18 protein-coding genes are annotated in these 19,688 nt (G+C 66.1%); 13 read left to right on the top strand and 5 right to left on the bottom strand.

Going from position 1 to position 19,688, the window contains the following annotated elements; genetic code table 11:
* A partial coding sequence (gene dsbD / locus AC1DIX_RS22680) for a protein-disulfide reductase DsbD (protein WP_477327608.1) occupies positions 1–1,334 on the top strand: 1,334 nt, incomplete at its 5' end.
* A 43-nt stretch (positions 1,335–1,377) separates the two neighbouring features.
* Here dsbD and AC1DIX_RS22675 read toward each other — a convergent pair.
* Positions 1,378–1,908, bottom strand: a complete 531-nt coding sequence (locus tag AC1DIX_RS22675; RefSeq protein WP_477327606.1) for a Spy/CpxP family protein refolding chaperone — start codon at positions 1,906–1,908, stop codon at positions 1,378–1,380.
* A 247-nt stretch (positions 1,909–2,155) separates the two neighbouring features.
* Here AC1DIX_RS22675 and AC1DIX_RS22670 point away from each other — a divergent pair, with 247 nt between their 5' ends.
* The 5 genes from AC1DIX_RS22670 to AC1DIX_RS22650 all read left to right on the top strand — a co-directional run bounded on the left by AC1DIX_RS22670 (position 2,156) and on the right by AC1DIX_RS22650 (position 9,816).
* On the top strand, positions 2,156–2,884 hold the full coding sequence (locus AC1DIX_RS22670) for a response regulator (protein ID WP_477327604.1): 729 nt from the start codon (positions 2,156–2,158) through the stop codon (positions 2,882–2,884).
* Positions 2,881–4,263, top strand: coding sequence for an ATP-binding protein (locus AC1DIX_RS22665; RefSeq protein ID WP_441934852.1), 1,383 nt, complete (start codon positions 2,881–2,883; stop codon positions 4,261–4,263). The genes AC1DIX_RS22670 and AC1DIX_RS22665 overlap by 4 nt, the downstream gene beginning before the upstream one ends.
* A 120-nt stretch (positions 4,264–4,383) precedes the next feature.
* A complete protein-coding gene (locus tag AC1DIX_RS22660) occupies positions 4,384–5,589 on the top strand; it encodes an efflux RND transporter periplasmic adaptor subunit (protein ID WP_441934853.1) in 1,206 nt (401 codons plus the stop codon).
* Positions 5,586–8,726 carry an efflux RND transporter permease subunit gene (locus AC1DIX_RS22655; protein WP_477327602.1) on the top strand — a complete coding sequence of 1,047 codons (3,141 nt, stop codon included), beginning with the start codon at positions 5,586–5,588 and terminating at the stop codon, positions 8,724–8,726. Before AC1DIX_RS22660 ends, AC1DIX_RS22655 begins: the two co-directional genes overlap by 4 nt.
* A gap of 259 nt (positions 8,727–8,985) precedes the next feature.
* Positions 8,986–9,816 carry a hypothetical protein gene (locus AC1DIX_RS22650; protein ID WP_477252101.1) on the top strand — a complete coding sequence of 277 codons (831 nt, stop codon included), beginning with the start codon at positions 8,986–8,988 and terminating at the stop codon, positions 9,814–9,816.
* A 66-nt stretch (positions 9,817–9,882) separates the two neighbouring features.
* Here AC1DIX_RS22650 and hemB read toward each other — a convergent pair whose 3' ends face one another.
* Both hemB and yihA read right to left on the bottom strand, forming a co-directional pair.
* Positions 9,883–10,896, bottom strand: a complete 1,014-nt coding sequence (gene hemB / locus AC1DIX_RS22645; protein ID WP_441934856.1) for a porphobilinogen synthase — start codon at positions 10,894–10,896, stop codon at positions 9,883–9,885.
* A gap of 18 nt (positions 10,897–10,914) precedes the next feature.
* Complete coding sequence (yihA, locus tag AC1DIX_RS22640; protein WP_441934857.1) at positions 10,915–11,622, bottom strand: ribosome biogenesis GTP-binding protein YihA/YsxC; 708 nt, start codon at positions 11,620–11,622, stop codon at positions 10,915–10,917.
* A gap of 185 nt (positions 11,623–11,807) precedes the next feature.
* Here yihA and AC1DIX_RS22635 point away from each other — a divergent pair, with 185 nt between their 5' ends.
* The 7 genes from AC1DIX_RS22635 (at position 11,808) to AC1DIX_RS22605 (ending at position 18,240) form a co-directional block, all read left to right on the top strand.
* A complete protein-coding gene (locus AC1DIX_RS22635) occupies positions 11,808–12,488 on the top strand; it encodes a c-type cytochrome (protein WP_441934858.1) in 681 nt (226 codons plus the stop codon).
* A gap of 62 nt (positions 12,489–12,550) precedes the next feature.
* Positions 12,551–14,692 carry a cytochrome c biogenesis ResB family protein gene (locus AC1DIX_RS22630; protein ID WP_477327600.1) on the top strand — a complete coding sequence of 714 codons (2,142 nt, stop codon included), beginning with the start codon at positions 12,551–12,553 and terminating at the stop codon, positions 14,690–14,692.
* A 27-nt stretch (positions 14,693–14,719) separates the two neighbouring features.
* Positions 14,720–15,892: a c-type cytochrome biogenesis protein CcsB gene (gene ccsB / locus AC1DIX_RS22625; protein ID WP_477327598.1), complete on the top strand. Its 1,173-nt coding sequence runs from the start codon at positions 14,720–14,722 to the stop codon at positions 15,890–15,892.
* Between the two features lie 121 nt (positions 15,893–16,013).
* Positions 16,014–16,994 carry a protein-methionine-sulfoxide reductase catalytic subunit MsrP gene (gene msrP, locus AC1DIX_RS22620; RefSeq protein ID WP_441934861.1) on the top strand — a complete coding sequence of 327 codons (981 nt, stop codon included), beginning with the start codon at positions 16,014–16,016 and terminating at the stop codon, positions 16,992–16,994.
* Between the two features lie 10 nt (positions 16,995–17,004).
* Entirely contained in the window at positions 17,005–17,679 is a 675-nt protein-coding gene (locus AC1DIX_RS22615) for a protein-methionine-sulfoxide reductase heme-binding subunit MsrQ (RefSeq protein WP_477327596.1), read from the top strand.
* Positions 17,680–17,683: 4 nt separating this feature from the next.
* Positions 17,684–17,869, top strand: coding sequence for a hypothetical protein (locus AC1DIX_RS22610; RefSeq protein WP_441934863.1), 186 nt, complete (start codon positions 17,684–17,686; stop codon positions 17,867–17,869).
* A 74-nt stretch (positions 17,870–17,943) separates the two neighbouring features.
* Positions 17,944–18,240 (top strand): hypothetical protein, encoded by a 297-nt coding sequence (locus AC1DIX_RS22605; protein ID WP_441934864.1) that lies wholly within the window; start codon positions 17,944–17,946, stop codon positions 18,238–18,240.
* A 3-nt stretch (positions 18,241–18,243) separates the two neighbouring features.
* Here AC1DIX_RS22605 and AC1DIX_RS22600 read toward each other — a convergent pair whose 3' ends face one another.
* Complete coding sequence (locus AC1DIX_RS22600; protein WP_477327594.1) at positions 18,244–19,035, bottom strand: NIPSNAP family protein; 792 nt, start codon at positions 19,033–19,035, stop codon at positions 18,244–18,246.
* Positions 19,032–19,655, bottom strand: a complete 624-nt coding sequence (locus tag AC1DIX_RS22595; RefSeq protein ID WP_477252091.1) for a LysE family translocator — start codon at positions 19,653–19,655, stop codon at positions 19,032–19,034. Before AC1DIX_RS22595 ends, AC1DIX_RS22600 begins: the two co-directional genes overlap by 4 nt.
* Positions 19,656–19,688 lie beyond the last annotated feature (33 nt).

Genomic DNA, 19,688 nt, shown 5'->3' with positions numbered 1-19,688 from the left:
CCGCACCGGCGACGGCGGCCGCACCGGCGACGGCGGCCGCCGCGCCGGCCGCCAGGTCCGCGCCGTCCGAGCTCTCCGGCATCGCCGCCCTGCTGCAGGGCGGCCGCCTGCTCGCCATCATCCCCGCCTTCATCCTGCTCGGCCTCGGCCTGGCGTTCACGCCCTGCGTGCTGCCAATGGTGCCGATCCTGTCCTCGATCATCGTCGGCGAAGGCCAGCAGAGCGGGCGCGGGCGCGGCTTCGTGCTGTCGCTCTCGTATTCGATGGGGATGGCGATCGTCTACACCCTGCTGGGCGTGGCCGCCGGCCTGCTCGGCGAAGGCCTTGCCGCGGCCTTGCAGAATCCCTGGGTACTGGGTGCTTTTGCCCTCTTGATCGCGGCGATGTCGCTGTCGATGTTCGGTGTGTTCCAGCTGCAGGTGCCGGCCGCGCTGCAGACCCGCCTCGCCGACGCCTCCGGGCGCCAGGCTTCCGGCAAGCTGGCCGGGGTGTTCGTGATGGGCGCGATCTCGGCCCTGATCGTCGGCCCCTGCGTGGCCGCCCCGCTGGCCGGGGCCCTGGTCTACATCAGCCAGACCCGCGACGTGCTGATCGGCGGCGCCGCGCTGTTCGCGATGGCCGTCGGCATGAGCATCCCGCTGCTGCTGGTCGGCGTCTCGGCCGGCTCGCTGTTGCCGCGTGCCGGTTTGTGGATGGAGTCGGTCAAGCGCTTCTTTGGTGTGCTGATGCTGGCGATGGCCCTGTGGATGGTGGCGCCGGTGCTGCCTGGCCTGCTGCAGATGCTGCTGTGGGCCGCGCTGCTGCTGGGTTACGGCTTCTACCTCCTGCGCGCCGCCGGCAAGCCGCGCCACTGGGCCGGCATGGCCTTCGGCGCGGCGCTGGCCGTGCTCGGCGCGACCCAGCTGGTGGGCCTGGCCAGCGGCGCGCGCGATCCGCTCGCGCCGCTGTCGCGCTTCGCCGGCGGCGCCCCGGCCGAGGGTCTGGCCTTCACCCGCATCAAGACCGTCGAGCAGCTCGACGCCGCGCTGGCCGCCACCAATGGCAAGACCGCCATGCTCGACTTCTACGCCGACTGGTGCGTGTCCTGCAAGGAGATGGAAAAGCTGACCTTCATCGCCCCCAAGGTCAAGTCGCGCCTGGCGAACACCGTGCTGCTGCAGGTGGACGTGACCGCCAACGATGCGGCCGACCGCGCGATGCTGAAGCGTTTCGGCCTGTTCGGGCCGCCGGGCATCATCCTGTTCGACCGGGCAGGGAAGGAGATTCCCGATGGGCGGGTGATCGGCTACCAGGACAGCGCCAAATTCCTGGCCTCGCTGGACCGGCTGCAGTAAAAAAAGGAGCGCCGCGGCGCTCCTTGTTCATGGTGCGGACCGATCAGCCGCGCGCGGTCTCGCCGCCGCGGTGCTGCCAGCCGCCGTGGCCGCCATGGCGGCCGAAGCGCGACTGCATCTGCGCCGCCTTCTCGTCGAAGACCTTCTTCTGGTCCGGCGACAGCACCGAATAGAAGCTGTTCAGGGCGCCCAGGCGCTGCTCCATGAAGGCGGTGCGCTGCTTCTGCAGTTCGATCATCTTCTGGGCGCGCTGCGGCGCCGTCAGGCCGGCCCAGGCGGCGCGGTCATGCTGCCAGGGGCGCTGGGCCGGCTTCATCGAGGCGACGAAGCTGTTCCAGGCGTTTTCCTGGGCCGGCGTGATCTTGAGCTCGTCGTGCAGCTTGGCGATGCGCTCGGCGCGCATCTGCTCGCGCTTGGCCGCGAACTCGGCGCGCTTGGCCTGGTGCGCTTCCTTGCTCAGCTGCGCTTTCGGGTGCGCGTCGGGCGCCTGGGTTTGCGCCTGGGCGCCGATCATTGCGCCGCCCAGCGACAGGGCGGCCAGTCCGGTGAGGAGGGTTTTGCGTAAGGTGTTCATCTCTTTTTTCCTTATCCACTAGTGCGTTGAATGTGGCGGCTGCCACGGCGGCGTGCATCCGACTTCGGATAACTTCGGGAACTTCGGAGAACATCTCCTTGCACGGTGATGTCATCATCGGTGAAAGATGTAAGCGCAGCGTGTCCGCTGTCTCGCCCTTTGTATCAATTTGTTTCCCTGTGCCATCCATATACATGCCGATACAAAGTCGCTGTTCAGGGGTACGCTAAGTCGCGATAATGATGTCATGGATACTCCATCTACCATTCTGATCGTCGACGACGACCGTGACATCCGCTCGCTGCTGGCCGATTACCTGGAAGCGAACGGCTACCGCGCGCTGGCTGCCGCCGACGGCACGGCAATGTGGAAGACGCTGGATGAGTCGCGTCCCGACCTGATCGTGCTCGACCTGAACCTGCCGGGCGAMGAYGGCCTGACCCTGTGCCGCAAGCTGCGCGCCACCTCGACCCTGCCGGTCATCATGCTCACCGCCCGCAACGAGCCGCTGGACCGCATCCTCGGCCTCGAGATGGGCGCCGACGACTACCTGCCGAAGCCCTTCGAGCCGCGCGAACTGCTGGCCCGCATCCGCAGCGTGCTGCGCCGCAGCCACGCGATGCCGCCCAATTCCCAGGCCGAGAACGTGCAGCAGATGAAGTTCTCGGGCTGGACCCTGGACCTCACCGCGCGCCACCTGGTCAACCCGCAGGGCGTGGTCATCATGCTGTCGGGCGCGGAGTTCCGCCTGCTGCGCGTATTCCTCGAACATCCGAACCGCGTGCTGAACCGCGACCAGCTGCTGAACCTGACCCAGGGCCGCGACGCCGATCCCTTCGACCGCTCGATCGACATCCAGATCAGCCGCCTGCGCCAGAAGCTGGGCGAGGACGCACGCATGCCCCAGATTATCAAGACAGTCCGTAACGGCGGCTATGTGCTCGCCGGCCAGGTGAGCGTGGAGCCCGGCGCGTGAAGGCATTCTTCGGCTCGATGACGGGCCGTGTGTTCATCACCCTGCTGCTGGGGATCCTGCTGACCGCCGCGCTGACCCAGCTGCTGGCCGATGCGGAGCGCCAGCGCGTGCTCGACGAGTTCCGCGACCTGCATTCGCTCGACCGCGCCGAACAGCTGATCGTGGCCACCGAGATCGTCCCCGAGTCCGCGCGCAGCGCCTACCTGCAGGTGGCGAACCGCCCCGGCATGCGCCTGGAGGCGGTCGGCCCGAACCCGCCGGCGCTGACCCCGACGCCGAGCGAGTTCGTCGCAGACCTCGACGCGCGCATGAACAAATCCCCCGGCAACAAGCCCTACCGCCTGCAGTCGCTGGCGGTGCGGCCGGAGTCCTGCGCGCGCGCGCGCGAGCAGCCGGTGGTGTTCGGCCTGCTGCGCATGAAGTGGCGCGGCACCTGCGAGAGCATCATGGTCAATCTGCGCGACGGCACTCCGCTGATCCTGTCGGTGCTGCCGCCGCGCTCGGCCACCTCGCCGGAGCGCACCGACTACCGCGGCACGATTTCGCTGTTCCTGGTCAGCATCGCCTTCCTGGCCTACCTGGTGGCGCGCATGACCACGCGTCCGCTCAAGCAGCTGGCCCAGGCCGCGAAAGACCTCGGTAACGACATCAACCACCCGCCGCTGGACCTGACCGGCGCCGACGAGATCCGCCAGGCCAGCGCCGCCTTCAACGCGATGCAGGCGCGGATCCGCCAGTACATCTTCCAGCGAACCCAGATGCTGGCCGCGATCACCCACGACCTGCAAACCCCGCTCACGCGCATGCGCCTGCGGCTGGAGAAGGTCAGCGAGGAAGAGCTGCAGCAGCGCCTGATCGGCGACCTGTCGGCGATGCAGGCGATGGTGAAGGAAGGCCTGGACCTGGCGCGCAGCATGGATACCACCGAGACCATGCAGATGATGGACCTCGATTCGCTGCTCGATTCGGTTTGCGCCGACGCCGCCGACGCCAGCCAGCGCGTGACCCTGAGCGGCACCGCCAACATGGCGCTGCTGGGCCGTCCGATGGACCTGCGCCGCTGCCTGGTCAATCTGATCGACAACGCGGTCAAGTACGGCCACTCGGCCAAGGTGTCGGTGGACCGCATCAACGGCGCGGCGCGGATCCGCATCCGCGACGGCGGGCCCGGCATTCCGGGCGCCGAGCTGGCGCGCGTGTTCGATCCCTTCTACCGGGTCGAGGGCTCGCGTTCGCGCGAGTCGGGCGGCACCGGCCTGGGACTGACGATTGCGCGCAACATCGCCGAACAGCATGGCGGCAGCATCGTGCTGGCCAACCACCCGGAAGGCGGGCTCGAAGTGACGCTCATGCTGCCGGAGTATTACCCAGGGAAGTAACGACGCGGTCATCCCGATGTGCGAAAATCGCCGCGGGGACCACGTGTCGACTGCGTGTATCTCATCCTCATCGATAATCATAAAAATGAAGCCGCCGGCACTGGCGGCATAGGGAGTGGAATGAAAAGGAATCACCTCGGACTCATCGCCGCAGCCGTCATCATCGCGGGCGCCGGCGTCAGTGCTTGCAGCCAGGAGAAGGACGGCGCCAATGGCGGCGCCGGCGGCGGCGCCAAGGGAAAGGGCGGCCAGCCGCCCGCGGTCGTCAACGTGGTGGCGCTGCAGCGCCGCGACGTGCCGGTGGTCCAGCAGGCCAGCGGCACCGTCACCCCGATCCGCACCGTCGACCTGCATCCGCAGACCACCGCGACCATCCGCCAGGTCCACATCAAGGAAGGCCAGTTCGTGAAGGCAGGCGAGCTGCTGTTCTCGCTCGACGACCGCGCCGACCGCGCCAACCAGGACAAGGCCCAGGCCCAGGTCGAACGCGACCGCGCCCAACTGGCCGACCTCGAGCGCCAGTACAAGCGCAGCCAGGACCTGTTCGCCCAGAAATTCATCGCCCAGAGCGCGGTCGACACCCTGAAGGCCCAGGTCGACCAGGCGCGCGCGACCCTGCAGTCGGACATCGCGGCCGCGCGCGCGGCCGGCGTCTCCACCAGCTACACCGCGATCCGCGCGCCGATGTCCGGCCGCGTCGGCGGCATCGGCGTCTATCCGGGCAGCCTGGTGCAGCCGTCCACCTCGCTCACCACCATCACCCAGCTCGATCCGATCACGATCGCCTTCACGCTGCCGGAAGCCAGCCTGCCGTCCCTGCTGGCGGCGCAGAAGCGCGGCAAGATCGAGGTGCAGGCCATCCCCGGCGCCGGCCTGGAGCCGGTCACCGGCACCCTGAGCTTCATCGACAACACCGTCGACCCGACCGCCGGCACCATCAAGGTGAAGGCCGAGTTCGCGAACCGCGACACCACCCTGTGGCCGGGCCAGTACGTGAACACCAAGGTGACGGTGCAGACCATCAAGGATGCCGTGGTGGTGCCGCAGAGCGCCATCATCACCAATGCCCAGGGCACTTTCGTGTACGTGCTGGAGAAGGACCACTCGGCGCGCCAGGTGCCGGTGCAGCGCCTGTACGGCGCCGGCATCGATGCCGCCGTCAGCGGCCTGAGCGGCAACGAGCAGGTCATCACCGAGGGCAAGCAGAACGTGCGCCCGGGCGGCAAGGTGCGCCTGGCTTCCGAAATGGGCAAGGGCGAAGGCAAGGGTAACGGCGCGGGCGAAGGCAAGGGCGCCGGCGCGGGCAGCAAGGGCGGGGCCGCATGAACCTCTCCGAACTATGTATCCGCCGGCCGGTCATGGTCGTGCTGCTGTCGATCAGCCTGATCCTGGTCGGCGTGCTGGCCTACACGCACATCCCGGTCGCGGCGCTGCCCAGTTATAACACCCCGGTCATCAACGTCAACGCCAACCTGTCGGGCGCCAGCCCGGAGATCATGGCGTCGTCGGTCGCGCTGCCGCTCGAGAAGCAGTTCTCGACCATCGCCGGCATCAACCTGATCACCTCGACCAGCACCCAGGGCAATACCTCTCTGACGCTGGAATTCGATTCCTCGATCGACGTCAACAAGGCGGCGGTCGACGTCCAGGCCGCGCTGCTGGGCGCCCAGCGCCAGTTGCCGCAGGAGATGACGGACCTGCCGTCCTACCGCAAGGTCAATCCGGCCGACGCGCCGGTGCTGTTCATGACCATGACCTCGCCGTCGATGAACCTGTCGGAGCTGAACGACTACGCCGAGAACCTGGTGTCGCCGGCGATCTCGACCCTGCCGGGCGTGGCCCAGGTGCAGGTCAACGGCGGCAAGAAGTTTGCCGTGCGCGTGCGCGCCAAGACCGACCTGATGAACGCGCGTAACCTGACGATGGACGAGCTGGCGGCTTCGCTGCGCACGGCCAACTCGAACGCCGCCCTCGGTATCCTGGACGGTCCGCAGCAGACCCTGACCATCCAGGGCCCGCCGCAGATGATGAAGGCGGCCGACTTCGCCGAGCTGATCGTCGCCACCCGCGACGGCCAGCCGGTGCGCCTGAAGGACGTCGCCACCGTCGAGGACAGCTACCAGTCGACCAAGGCCTACGGCGCCTACAACGGCGAGCGCGCGATCGTGCTGCTGGTGCAGCGCCAGCCGGACGCCAACACCGTCGCCGTGGTCGACCACGTGCGCAAGCTGCTGCCGCGCTTCCAGTCGCAGCTGCCGGCTTCGATCAAGATCAACCTGGTCAACGACCGCTCGGTCTCGATCCGCGAGGCGATCCACGACGTCAACTTCACGCTGGCGCTGACGGTCGGCCTGGTGGTGCTGGTGATCTTCCTGTTCCTGCATCGCCTGTCGGCCACCTTCATCCCGGCGATCACGATGCCGATCTCGCTGCTGGGCGCCCTGAGCCTGCTGTACGCGCTCGGCTACAGTCTCGACAACATCTCGCTGCTCGGCATCACGCTGGCGGTGGGCCTGGTGGTCGACGACGCCATCGTGGTGCTGGAGAACATCGTGCGCCACATCGAGATGGGCAAGAAGCCGCTGCGCGCGGCGCTCGAGGGCTCGCGCGAGATGGGCTTCACCATCATCTCGATCTCGGTATCGCTGGTGGCGGTGTTCATCCCGATCTTCTTCATGCCGGGCGTGATCGGCCTGCTGTTCCACGAATTCGCGGTGATCGTCGGCCTGTCGATCCTGGTGTCGGCGGTCGTCTCGCTGACCCTGGTGCCGATGCTGTCCTCGCGATTGCTGCCCGCTCATGAGGCAAATGCGGGCCACGACCACAGCGAAGAGAAGAGCTTCATCGGCCGCCATTTCGAGCGCGCCTTCACCAAGGTCCGCAACGGCTACGAGAAGACCCTCGACCTGGCGCTGCGCTTCCGCTTCGTGGTGCTGCTGATCGCCTTCGGCACCTTCGCCCTGACGGTGGTGCTGTACACGACCATCCCGAAAGGCTTCTTCCCCGAAGAAGACATCGGCCAGCTGCGCGTGTCCACCGAAGCCTCCGAAGACATCTCGTCGGCCGCCATGGTGGCGCTGCAGACCCAGATCGCGGCCATCATCCAGGCCGATCCGGCGGTGCAGGACACGACCTCGTTCTCGGGCGGCGGCAACAACGGCCGCATGTTCGTGGTGCTCAAGCCGCGCGACCAGCGCGACAAGATGCCGCAGATCATGGAGCGCCTGCGCAAGGCGACCCGCAAGGTCGCCGGCATCAACGTCTACATGTCGCCGGTGCAGAACCTGCAGCTGGGCGGCCGCCAGAGCAAGAGCCGCTACCAGTACACGCTGCAGAGCGTGTCGGGCGGCGACATCGGCCACTGGGCTAACGAGTTCCAGGAACGCATGCGCAACAACCCGCTGTTCCGCGACGTCACCAGCGACACCCAGGAGAAGGGCCTGCAGGCGACTCTCGACATCGACCGCGACAAGGCCAACCTGCTGGGCGTGCAGCTGGGCGACGTGCGCACCGCGCTGTACGCCGCCTTCGGTGAACGCCAGGTGTCGACCATCTACTCGACCGCGGCCAGCTACTACGTGATCCTGGAAACGGCCAACGAAGACCGCCAGTTCGAAGACGCGCTGTCGCGCCTGTCGGTGCGCAGCAAGAACGGCCAGCTGGTCCAGCTGTCCAGCCTGGCCACCGTCAAGCGCACGGTCGGCCCGATCGCCGTCAACCACCAGGGCCAGCTGCAGGCGATCACGCTGTCCTTCAACCTGGCGCCGGACGCCCCGTTGGGCGACGCCACCGCGGCGATCGACCAGATGGGCCGCGAGATGAAGATGCCGGCCTCGGTCATCACGAAATATGGCGGGGATGCCGCGGTTTTCCAGGATTCCCAGTCGAGTCAGCTGATCCTGATCATCGCGGCGGTGGGCGTGATCTACGTGCTGCTGGGCGTGCTGTACGAGAGCTTCATCCACCCGATCACGATCCTGGCCGGCCTGCCGTCGGCGGCCGTCGGTGCGCTGATCACGTTGCGCCTGTTTAACCTGGACCTGACGATGATCGCCATGATCGGCATCCTGATGCTGATCGGTATCGTGAAGAAGAACGCGATCATGATGATCGACTTCGCCCTGGACGCCCAGCGCAACCAGGGAATGACGCCGCAGCGGGCGATCCGCGAGGCCTGCATCCTGCGCTTCCGTCCGATCATGATGACGACCCTGGCCGCGTTGATGGGCGCGCTGCCGATCGCCCTCGGCCTGGGGGCCGGCGCCGAGCTGCGCCAGCCGCTGGGCCTGGTGGTGTGCGGCGGCCTGATCTTCTCGCAGGTGATCACGCTCTACATCACCCCGGTGATCTATCTCTATCTCGACAAGTACAGCGGCAAGGGTCCGATGACCGATGACCACCTGGCCGAGCTGGAGTCGCCTCACCATGAGGCGCCGAAGGTCGTCCTGACCAAGGCTGCCTGATCGAAACGATTGCGTTGGTCACCCCCGGTGACCAACGCTCTGTCGCGCCGCTGATACACTCTGTAACATCCATTAATCCGACCAGCTTGTAAGCTGTTAGCGAAGGTCCAACAAACGTGCGCGGGCCGCCCGAAACAGGGTAGACTGCGGCCCTCGGATCATTCTTTGCTACTTCCCGGAAAGTTGTACAGCTATCTTGCGTGACCATTCCCATACTCCATCGGACGAGAGCGATGTGTGCGCACATTGCGGCCAGCCCTTGCCTGGACGAAAGGTAGCGACGTATGGGGAGCGCCGCCTCAATCGTACCGGCCTGATCGTCACGATCGGCCTGCACCTGCTGCTGGTGGCGATCTGGCTGTTCCATCCACAGCGCGACCAGCACGCGGCGCCGCCGAAAGGGGAAGAAGCGATCGTCTGGCTGCCGCCCGAGAAGCCGAGCAAGCCGGCGCCGAAAACCCCGCAGCAGGAATCGAAACAGAGCGCGAAGCCGGCGCCGTCGAAGCCGAGGCCGCGCGTGACCCAGGTCCAGCGCCTGCCCGACACGATCACCTTGCCGAACGAAAAGCCGGTCGAGCAACCCAAGCCGCAGCCGAAGGAAGAGACGAAGCTGCAGCCGGACGAGACCGACATGGCGGCCTATATCGAGAAACGCCGCCAGGCACGCGGCGCCCGCAGCGAGCAGCCGGCCGAGGAAAGCGACGCCCAGCGCGGCATGCGCAACGCCCTCGCCAACGTCGCCGCCATCAACGGCCGCGGCGGCCAGGATCCGAACGAGACCGGCGGCGTGTTCAGCGTCACCAACAAGAGCTTCAGCCACGCCGACCTGAAATTCCGCGGCTGGAACCCGAACTTCAAACGGCGCTGGCTGACCGCGGTGTCGGTGGAGCGCGGCAGCGATCCGGACATCGAGACCGCCATCGTCAAGAAGATGATCGAGCTGATCCGCAAGGAAAAGACTGGCGACTTCGAGTGGGATTCGCATCGTCTGAACAAGGTGGTGACCTTGTCGGCGCGGCCTCAGGATACGAAGGAGCTGATGGACTTCCTGTTCAAGGAAATGTTCCCGGATTACAAGCCACCAAAGTGATCGGAATCCGGCAACAAAAAACCGCGCCTCGGCGCGGTTTTTTCATTGTTCAATTTATTTAAACAATCAAGCCATCGCCTTCAAACGACGCGCCACATCCAGCGCGAAATAGGTCAGCACGCCATCGGCGCCGGCGCGCTTGAAGGACATCATGGTCTCCAGGATGATCTTGTCCGGATCCAGCCAGCCGTTCTGGAAAGCCGCCTGCAGCATCGCGTATTCGCCGCTGACCTGGTAGGCGAAGGTCGGCACCTTGAACTCGTCCTTCACGCGGCGCACCACGTCCAGGTAGGGCATGCCGGGCTTGACCATGACCATGTCGGCGCCTTCGGCGATGTCCAGCGCCACTTCGCGCAGGGCTTCGTCGCTGTTGGCCGGGTCCATCTGGTAGGTGTTCTTGTCGGCCTTGCCCAGGTTGGCGCTTGATCCGACCGCGTCGCGGAAGGGGCCGTAGTAGCCGGAGGCGTACTTGGCCGAGTAGGCCATGATGCGGGTGTGGATGAATTCCCTTTCTTCCAGCGCCATGCGGATCGCGCCGATGCGGCCGTCCATCATGTCCGAGGGGGCGATGATGTCGACGCCGGCCTCGGCCTGGGCCATCGCCTGGCGGGTCAGCATGGCGATGGTCTTCTCGTTGACGATGTAGCCGTTCTCGTCCGGCAGGCCGTCCTGGCCATGGGTGGTATAGGGGTCGAGCGCGACGTCGGTCATGATGCCCAGCTGCGGGAAGTTGCGCTTGAGCTCACGGACCGCGCGCGGCACCAGGCCTTCCGGATTGGTCGCTTCGACGCCGTCATAGGTCTTCAGCGAGGCGTCGACCATCGGGAACAGGGCCAGTACCGGGATTCCCAGGCTCACGCACTCTTCCGCGACCTTCATCAGCAGATCGACCGACACGCGTTCCACGCCGGGCATCGAGGCGACCTGCTGGCGCTGGTTATGGCCGTCGATGATGAACACCGGGTAGATCAGGTCGGACGCGGTGACGGTGTTCTCGCGCATCAGGGCGCGCGAGAACGGGTCGCGGCGCATGCGGCGCATGCGCACGGCTGGGTACTGGGAAGGGGTAATGATCGGCATGTCTTTTCCTTGAAAGGTTCAGAGCGGAGCGTCCTGCGGGGCCTCGTCTTCTTCGGTACCGTCGTCGTCCAGGCCCAGCAGTTCGATGATCTTGTCGTTCGCTTCGTCGATGCCCACGCGCTTGAGGGCCGAGAACAGCTGCACCGTGAACGGGAAGCCATTGCCTTCCTCGTCGACGTAGCTGTCGAGCACCTGTTGCGCCTGGCGCAGCGCATTCGTCGACTCGTTGCGGTTCAGCTTGTCCACCTTGGTCAGGATGCAGTGGATCGGCTTGCCGGTCGGGGCGAACCATTCCAGCATCTGGATGTCGAGCTCGGTGAACGGGCGGCGCGAATCCATGATCAGGACCAGGGCCGCCAGCTGCTCGCGGCGCTGCACGTAGTCGCCCAGCAGCCTTTGCCAGTGCAGCTTGGCGTCGCCCGACACTTCCGCATAGCCATAGCCGGGCAGGTCGACCAGCAGGGCGCGGATCTCGTCGACATTGGTCGCGTCCTTGCGGTGCATGGCCACGTGGGCGCCGCCGATCGAGAAGAAGTTGATGTGCTGGGTGCGTCCCGGCGTCTTGGAGGCGAAGGCGAGTCCCTTCTGGTTGGTCAGGATATTGATCGCCGTCGACTTGCCCGCGTTGGAGCGTCCGGCGAAGGCGATTTCCGGCACCTGGGTGCGCGGCAGGTCGCGCAACTGGTTGACGGTCGTGAAGAAGCGGGCTTGCCAGAGTTTGGACATGGGTGGGGGCGCTTGTTGAAGCGAAAAAGACAACAAAAGAGGCGGTTCGGAAACAAAGCTATTGTACAATAGGGAGTTACCTGTCGTCGGCGCTAAGAACGCGAACGCTCTTCGATGGCAGGACACGAGCATGGCCGCTGCACTGTACGCAAGAATTATTGTCTTAATTTTTTCAGGGTGCTTGAATGAATCGTGTGTTTCTCCCGGCCGCCGGCGCGGCAATCGTAAAGTCCTTGTTGCTCGCGACCCTGGTGGTTGCCGGCAGCGCCTCCGCCGCCGATGCGGCGCATGGCTCCGCTCCGAAGCTTGACCCCGCGAAGGGCGGCTCCCTGTACGACTCCGGCGACAACGCACGCGGCCTGCCGGCCTGCGCTTCCTGCCATGGCGCGGGCGGCAACTCCACCATCGTCGCCAATCCCAAGCTGGCCGCCCAGCCGGCGGCCTACATCCACAAGCAGCTGGTCGACTTCACCACCCCGAACCGCCAGCAGCCGGTGATGACCACCTACGCCAAGATGCTGAGCGACGACGAGAAGTCCAATATCGCCGCCTGGCTGTCGACCCAGCAGGTCAAGCCGGGCGCGGCGAAAAACAAGGACACCGTCGAACTGGGCCGCAAGATCTATCGCGGCGGCATCGCCGACCGCGGCGTGGCCGCCTGCGCCAGCTGCCACGGCGCCACCGGTTCGGGCATCCCGGCCCAGTATCCGCGCCTGGCCGGCCAGCACCAGGACTACACCTTCACCCAGCTGCAGGCCTTCAAGAGCGGCGCCCGCAACAACAGCCCGCAGATGGGCACGCTGGCCAAGCGCATGTCGGACGAGGAAATGAAAGCCGTCGCCGACTATATCGCCGGCCTGAAATAATCCGCCTGCGCGGGAGCGCGACGGGCGGCCGCGGCTGCGGCCGCGTGTTATCTTAGGAAGCGATGAGTACCACCGGAATTGAACTGAAGACCCGCCGCCGCGGCCTGGCCGAGGCGGTCGAACTGGTATCGTCGATGCGCTTCGCGATCACGCTGCTGGTAATGGTGGCGATCGCGGCCATCATCGGCACCGTGATGAAGCAGAACCAGGCCTCGCCCGACTACGTGAACCAGTTCGGTCCGTTCTGGTTCGAGATCTTCCGCAAGCTGGGCCTGTACACCGTCTACAGCGCCTGGTGGTTCCTGGCGATGCTGGCGATCCTGATCGTCTCGACCAGCCTGTGCATCGCCCGCAATGCGCCCAAGATGCTGCGCGACATGCGCAGCTGGCGCGAAAGCGTGCGCGAGGAATCGCTGCGCAACTTCCACCACAAGACCGAATGGACGGCCGCGGGCAGCCCGGTGGCGCTTGCCAGCCGGACCGCCCAGCGCCTCGGCAATGCCGGCTACCGCGTGAAGCTGGTCGACAAGCCGAACGGCGTGCTGGTAGCGGCCAAGAAGGGCGCCGGCAACAAGTTCGGCTATATCTTCGCCCACTCGGCCATCGTCGTGATCCTGCTGGGCGGCCTGCTCGATTCCGACCTGCCCATCCGCTTCCAGCAATGGTTCATGGGCAAGACGCCGTATATGGGCGCCGGCCTGATCTCGCAGATCCCGCCCCAGCACCGCCTGGGCCTGGGCAATCCCAGCTTCCGCGGCAACACCATGATCCCGGAAGGGCAGAACAGCAGTACCGCCATCCTGCAGCAGGCGAACGGCGTGCTGGTGCAGGAGCTGCCGTTCACGATCCACCTGAACAAGTTCATCGTCGACTTCTACTCGACCGGCATGCCCAGGCTGTTCGCCAGCGAAGTCGTGATCCGCGATCACGAGACCGGCAAGAGCTTCCCGGCCAGCATCAAGGTCAACCAGCCGCTGATCTACCGCGGCGTCGCCGTCTACCAGTCCGGCATCGAGGATGGCGGCAGCAAGCTGAAACTGACCGGCTACCCGATGACGGGAAGTTCGGATAAGGCGTTCGCGATCGAGGGCGAAGTCGGCGGCGCGACCGAATTGAAACCCGCCGAACTCCAGCGGGCCGGCGGCGCCTACACGATCGAATGGTCGGGCTTCCGCGCCTTCAACGTCGAGAACACGAAGGAAGGCCAGGACACGCGGGACGTCAAGAAGGGCGAGTCGTTCAACGAGCAGTTCGCGCGCACCCTGTCCCAGCATACGGGCTCGGCCGCCAAGAACGCCAACAACAAGGACCTCAGGAACGTCGGCCCGAGCGTCCAGTACAAGCTGCGCGACAGCACCGGCCAGGCCCGCGAATTCATGAACTACATGCAGCCGGTGACGCTCGAAGGCGCCCAGGTCTACCTGGCCGGCGTACGCAACAACCCGGGCGACCAGTTCAGCTACCTGCGCATCCCGGCCGACGACCAGCACAGCGTGCGCGAATGGATGCGCCTGCGCGCCGCGCTGGCCGATCCCGCGCTGCGCGAGGAAGCCGCGCGCCGCTATGCCGAGCGGGCGATGCCGCAGTCGCGCGATGCGCAGTCAAAGCTCGATCCCGCCCTGGCGCGCCAGCTCGAGGAATCGGCGGCCAAGACCCTGGCGATCTTCGCCGGCGACGGCAAGGGCSGCAGCGGCGGTTATGTGGCGGTCTCGCAATTCCTCGAACGGATTCCGCCGGCCGACCAGGAAAAGGCGGCCAATGTCTTCATGAAGATGCTCAACGGCGTGATGTGGGAGCTGTGGCAGGCTGCGCACGTGCATGCGGGCGAGCCGCCGGTCGAGCCCAGCGAGGCCCACGGCCGCTTCCTGCAGCTGGCCACGAACGCCTTGTCCGACAGTTTCTTCTACGGCGCACCGGTCTACCTCTCGCTCGAGGATTTCACGGAAGTGAAGGCTTCGGTGCTGCAGGTGACGCGCTCGCCGGGCAAGAAAGTGGTCTACCTGGGCTGCCTGCTGCTGGTGATGGGCATCTTCGCGATGTTCTACATCCGCGAGCGCCGCATCTGGGTCTGGGTCAAGGAACAGGACGAGGATGCACATGCGCTGATGGCGATGAGCACCCAGCGCAAGACGCTCGACTTCGAACGGGAGTTCGATGATTTGAAGAACAGGCTGCCGCAAGCGGAGCAAATCGGCGTAAGCTAGGCCTGGCACCGGAGATAGAGAGGACCTATGTCTCAAGCAACCCAACCACCCAGCACGCCTTCGCAGGCGGCATATACGCAGCCGCCGGGCTTCTTCAAGAGCCTGACCGTCATCGACTGGCTCTACGGCGCCGGCCTGCTGGCGGCCGTGCTGTTCGCCCTGCAGCGTTTCGGCAGCTTCATGGACGTCTACGAGCAGGCGATCCTGGTGCTGGCGGCGCCCACCTTCGCCCTGCTGGGCTGGCACTGGAAGCCGGTGCGCTGGCTGATCCCGCTGATCGCCGTGCTGTCGCTGTGGGGCGTGTCGCTGTACGGCGGCTCGCTGGATGCCGCGAACCAGAAATTCTTCCTCAAGTACATGCTGTCGAGCCAGTCCGCGATCCTGTGGATGAGCGCCCTGTTCGTGTTCTCGACCGTGTTCTACTGGGGCGGCCTGATCGCCAGGTCGCCGTTCGGCGCCAGCGTCGGCTCGACCCTGTGCCGGGCCGCCGTGGTGCTGGGCTTCACCGGCATGATGGTGCGCTGGTACGAGTCCTACCTGATCGGCAGCGACGTCGGCCACATCCCGGTATCGAACCTGTACGAAGTCTTCATCCTGTTCTCGATGATCACGGCGCTGTTCTACCTGTACTACGAACAGCGCTACAAGACCCGTCAACTGGGGCCGTTCGTGCTGCTGGTGATCTCGGCCGCGGTCGGCTTCCTGCTGTGGTACACGGTGGCGCGCGACGCCGCCGAGATCCAGCCGCTGGTGCCGGCCCTGCAGAGCTGGTGGATGAAGATCCACGTGCCGGCCAACTTCATCGGCTACGGCACCTTCGCGCTGGCGGCCATGGTCGGCTGCGCCTACCTGCTCAAGTCGCACGGCATCCTGGCCGACCGCCTGCCTGCGCTCGAGGTGCTGGACGACGTCATGTACAAGTCGATCTCGGTCGGCTTCGCCTTCTTCACGGTGGCGACCATCCTGGGCGCGCTGTGGGCGGCCGAGGCCTGGGGCGGCTACTGGTCCTGGGACCCGAAGGAGACCTGGGCCCTGATCGTCTGGCTGAACTACGCGGCCTGGCTGCACATGCGCCTGATGTCCGGCCTGCGCGGCCGCCCGGCCGCCTGGTGGGCCCTGATCGGCCTGCTGGTCACCACCTTCGCCTTCCTGGGCGTGAACATGTTCCTGTCGGGCTTGCACTCCTACGGCAAGCTTTGAATGACAGTCCGATTACAAATCTGTCAGAAGGCTCTACGGTAACAGCTAACCGGGAACAGATGGTGTAAGGTTGATATGTCCGGCGCATGTCGTGCGCCGGACATGCTTAGTGGAGCCAGCCATGCTGATCAAACGAAACCCGAACGGTATCGACTTGCCGTTTCCTTCCGAAATTACGCCGCGCGAGGTCTATGAAGGCCGGCGCAAGTTCATCGCGCAGATCGCCGCCACCGCCGCGGTTGGCTCCTCGCTGTGGGAGCTCGCCAACCGCGAAGCCTTTGCGCAGGGCGCTCCCGCCGCCAAGCTGGCCGCCACCCGCAACGCCGCCTTCTCGACCACCGAAAAGCCGACCTCCTTCGAGGATGCGACCCACTACAACAACTTCTACGAATTCGGCACCGATAAATCCGACCCGGCCCAGAACGCCCATACGCTGCGCACCCGGCCGTGGACGGTGCAGATCGACGGCGAAGTCAAGAAGCCGCTCACCCTCGACATCGACCACCTCACCAGGCTGGCGCCGCTGGAAGAGCGCATCTACCGCCTGCGCTGCGTCGAAGGCTGGTCGATGGTGATTCCCTGGGTCGGCTACTCGCTGGCCAACCTGATCAGGCAGGTCGAGCCGAACGGCAATGCGAAATACGTGGAGTTCACCACCCTGGCCGACAAGCGCCAGATGCCCGGCGTCGGCAGCCGCGTGCTGGAATGGCCCTATGTGGAAGGCTTGCGCATGGACGAAGCCATGCATCCGCTGGCCCTGCTCACGGTGGGCATGTACGGCCAGGTGTTGCCGAACCAGAACGGCGCGCCGGTGCGCGTGATCGTGCCCTGGAAATACGGCTTCAAATCGGCCAAGTCGATCGTGCGCATCCGCTTCGTGCGCGACCAGCCGCGCACCGCCTGGAACACGGTGGCGCCCGAGGAATACGGTTTCTATTCGAACGTGAACCCGAACGTCGACCACCCGCGCTGGTCCCAGGCCAGCGAGCGCCGCATCGGCGAAGGCGGCTTCTTCGCGCCGAAGCGCAAGACCCTGATGTTCAACGGCTATGATCAGGTGGCTTCCCTGTATAGTGGGATGGACTTGAAGAAATTTTTCTGACCAAGGAACGATGACAGCCAACGCGACCCAAAGACCGGCCATCAAAAAGCCGTCTCTCGGCCCGACGCCCAAGCAGCTCGCCGCGCTCAAGGCCGTGGTGTTCGTGCTGGCGCTGCTGCCGTTCGCGCGCATCGTCTGGCTGACGGTTCGGCAGGTGCCGGTCGACCCGGTCGAGTTCGTGACCCACGGGACCGGCGACTGGGCCCTCTACCTGCTGTGCGCCACCCTGGCGATCACGCCGCTGCGCCGCTTCACGGGCTGGAACTGGCTGATCCGCCTGCGGCGCATGCTGGGCTTGTACACTTTCTTCTATGCGCTGATGCACTTCCTCACCTTCCTGTGGGCCGACCACCGCTTCGACTTCGGCGCCATGTGGAAGGACGTGCTCAAGCGCCCCTTCATCACGGTCGGCTTCATCGCCTTCGTGCTGCTGCTGCCGCTGGCCGCGACCAGCACCAACGCCATGATCAAGCGCCTCGGCCGGCGCTGGGCCCAGTTGCACCGCCTGATCTACCTGATCGCGCCGCTGGCGATCCTGCATTACTGGTGGATGAAGGCGGGCAAGCACAACTTCGAGCAGCCCATCGTCTGGGGCCTGGTCGTCGCCGTGCTGCTCGGCCTGCGCGTGGTCTGGAGCTGGAACCGCGCGCGCAGTCCCGCTCCCTCGCGATCGGTGGGTTCCTGACGTGATGAAGGGGCCTTCCGTCATCGGCCTGCTGCTGGCACTGGTGCTCGTGCTGGTGCTGGCCGCGTCGCGCTTCCGTACCGGCTCGTCGGTCGACCGCTGCCTGGTGCTGGACGGACGCTGGAACGAGCAGGCCGCGGCCTGTGCACGCCAGGCCTGGCCGGAAGACCGTTCCCGCGGAAGAGATTAAGAGTTACAAATCGGCGCTGCAAACCGTGCAATCTGACCTAGAATTCAGTAAGGATCGCACTTGAGGACGTCGACATGGACACCCGTACGAAAGGCGCGGCGAAACGCCTGATTCTTTCGCTGGCGGCCGCAAGCCTGTCGGGCTGCGTCTACGCGCCGCCGCCCTATGCCGCCTACGATGCCTACGGCTCGGCGCCGGTGGCGGCCTCTCCCTATTATTACCCCTACAGCTACGGCTACCCGACCTATGTCGGGCCGCCGCTCTCGCTGAGCTTCGGCTTTTACGAGCACAGCTACCGCGGCGGCTATCGCGGCGGCTGGGGCGGCGGGCGCGGCTGGGGAGGCCGCGGCGGCTGGGGTGGACGGCACTGAGCGCTAGCGTACCAGCGAACGCGGCGTCGGCGCGAGGCGCAGGGTTTGCGGCGCCCCTGCCATGCGCGCCGCGGCGACCGCCTGCATGGCACGCCAGCGCTGGTCCGCCGCCAGCGTCTTCAGGTGCCTGTCGTAGGCGTCCGCATCGTCGAAGGCGGCAAAGCTGACGAACACGTTTTCCTTTTCCCGCACCGGCAGGCGCTCGAAGGTATTCCTGCTCCTGTCCGTCACATACTGGGCGAGGATGCGCGCGCCGCGGCCTTCGAGCAGCGGCGCCATCTCGCGCCGGAACGCGGCGGCGAATTCCGCCAGTGTGTCTTCCCGCAAGTAATAGATCGTCGCGACCACCAGGCGGCTGGCGGCAATGTCTCCCCTGGCCGGGCGGGCCAGGCCGTCGAGGGCGAAGCCGCTGCCGGCGAAGGCCGGGTGCAGCAGCAGCACGTTGTCGTTGTCGGCCAGGGTGGCGTTGGCCTGGTTCCGGTTGGCCTGCCATACGGGACCGTAGTAGAAGGCGGCAAGGGCGTCGTGGCGCTTCTGCATGTCCGCAAAACCGCGCACCCACACGAAACGGTCGGGGTCGGCGAGGTCGCGGAAGGTGGCGGCGATGCGCATGCCGGTGGCTTCCTGGCTTTCGATGAAGCGGTCCTCGAACAGGGAGATGAGTTCGTCGCGCTTGCCCGGGTACATCGTGTACTGGCGCAGCTCGACGATCGGGCAGCAATCCTGGGCGGCCATGGCGGCGGACGAGCTCAGCGCGCAGGCCAGCGCCGCGCCGGAAAGGATACGGCGGCTCATGCCTGCCACCCTTGCACGACGGTGACGATGCCGGTGCCGACCAGCAGCATGCCGACCGCGCGCGTGGCCAGCCCGCTGGCGCCGAGCGAGCCGCCGGCCCTTTGCGCCAGCAGGGCGACGCCGCCGTAGACGCCGGCCTGGGTGCCGGCCGTGATCAGGCCCAGCGCGGTGGCCTGGGCCCAGATCGGTCCCTGGGCCGGCTTCAGGAATTGCGGGAAGATCGCCAGCATGAACACATAGGCTTTCGGGTTCAGCAGGCAGGTCGCCATCCCCTTCAGGAACACGGACGACGCCGGCTGCGCGGGGGCGTCGGCGCGCACCTCGAGCGTGGTGGCGCCGGCGCGCGCCAGGTTCCAGCCGATCCAGGCGATATAGGCCGCGCCGGCCACCAGCAGCACATTGAACAGCGCGGGCCACAGCCGCACGATGGCGGCCACGCCGAGCGCGCCCATCGCGATATGGCAGACGCCGCCGGCGACGATGCCGCCCACCGCGGCCAGGCCGGCGCCGCGCCCGCCGGTCAGGGCATTGGCCAGCACATAGGCCATATCGAGCCCGGGCAGGGCGATGATGCCGAATACAAGGACAAAATACAGCCAGAGCGAGCCGCTGCCGTTCATGTTCGCCTCCATGGTCAAAATGTCAGCGTAAGC

Source organism: Massilia sp. 05N420, from assembly GCF_056397205.1.
The sequence above is the reverse complement of the archived record's forward strand: the minus strand, read 5'-3'. Positions and strand labels throughout refer to the sequence as shown.

What these genes read in the sequence shown, in the direction of transcription:
- msrP (WP_441934861.1), top strand. Translation starts at nt 16,014, where the DNA reads ATGCTGATCAAACGAAACCCGAACGGTATCGACTTGCCGTTTCCTTCC.
- AC1DIX_RS22605 (WP_441934864.1), top strand. Translation starts at nt 17,944, where the DNA reads ATGGACACCCGTACGAAAGGCGCGGCGAAACGCCTGATTCTTTCGCTG.
- AC1DIX_RS22595 (WP_477252091.1), bottom strand. Translation starts at nt 19,655, where the DNA reads ATGAACGGCAGCGGCTCGCTCTGGCTGTATTTTGTCCTTGTATTCGGC.
- AC1DIX_RS22615 (WP_477327596.1), top strand. Translation starts at nt 17,005, where the DNA reads ATGACAGCCAACGCGACCCAAAGACCGGCCATCAAAAAGCCGTCTCTC.
- AC1DIX_RS22600 (WP_477327594.1), bottom strand. Translation starts at nt 19,035, where the DNA reads ATGAGCCGCCGTATCCTTTCCGGCGCGGCGCTGGCCTGCGCGCTGAGC.
- hemB (WP_441934856.1), bottom strand. Translation starts at nt 10,896, where the DNA reads ATGCCGATCATTACCCCTTCCCAGTACCCAGCCGTGCGCATGCGCCGC.
- AC1DIX_RS22610 (WP_441934863.1), top strand. Translation starts at nt 17,684, where the DNA reads ATGAAGGGGCCTTCCGTCATCGGCCTGCTGCTGGCACTGGTGCTCGTG.
- AC1DIX_RS22655 (WP_477327602.1), top strand. Translation starts at nt 5,586, where the DNA reads ATGAACCTCTCCGAACTATGTATCCGCCGGCCGGTCATGGTCGTGCTG.
- AC1DIX_RS22660 (WP_441934853.1), top strand. Translation starts at nt 4,384, where the DNA reads ATGAAAAGGAATCACCTCGGACTCATCGCCGCAGCCGTCATCATCGCG.
- ccsB (WP_477327598.1), top strand. Translation starts at nt 14,720, where the DNA reads ATGTCTCAAGCAACCCAACCACCCAGCACGCCTTCGCAGGCGGCATAT.
- AC1DIX_RS22635 (WP_441934858.1), top strand. Translation starts at nt 11,808, where the DNA reads ATGAATCGTGTGTTTCTCCCGGCCGCCGGCGCGGCAATCGTAAAGTCC.
- yihA (WP_441934857.1), bottom strand. Translation starts at nt 11,622, where the DNA reads ATGTCCAAACTCTGGCAAGCCCGCTTCTTCACGACCGTCAACCAGTTG.
- AC1DIX_RS22675 (WP_477327606.1), bottom strand. Translation starts at nt 1,908, where the DNA reads ATGAACACCTTACGCAAAACCCTCCTCACCGGACTGGCCGCCCTGTCG.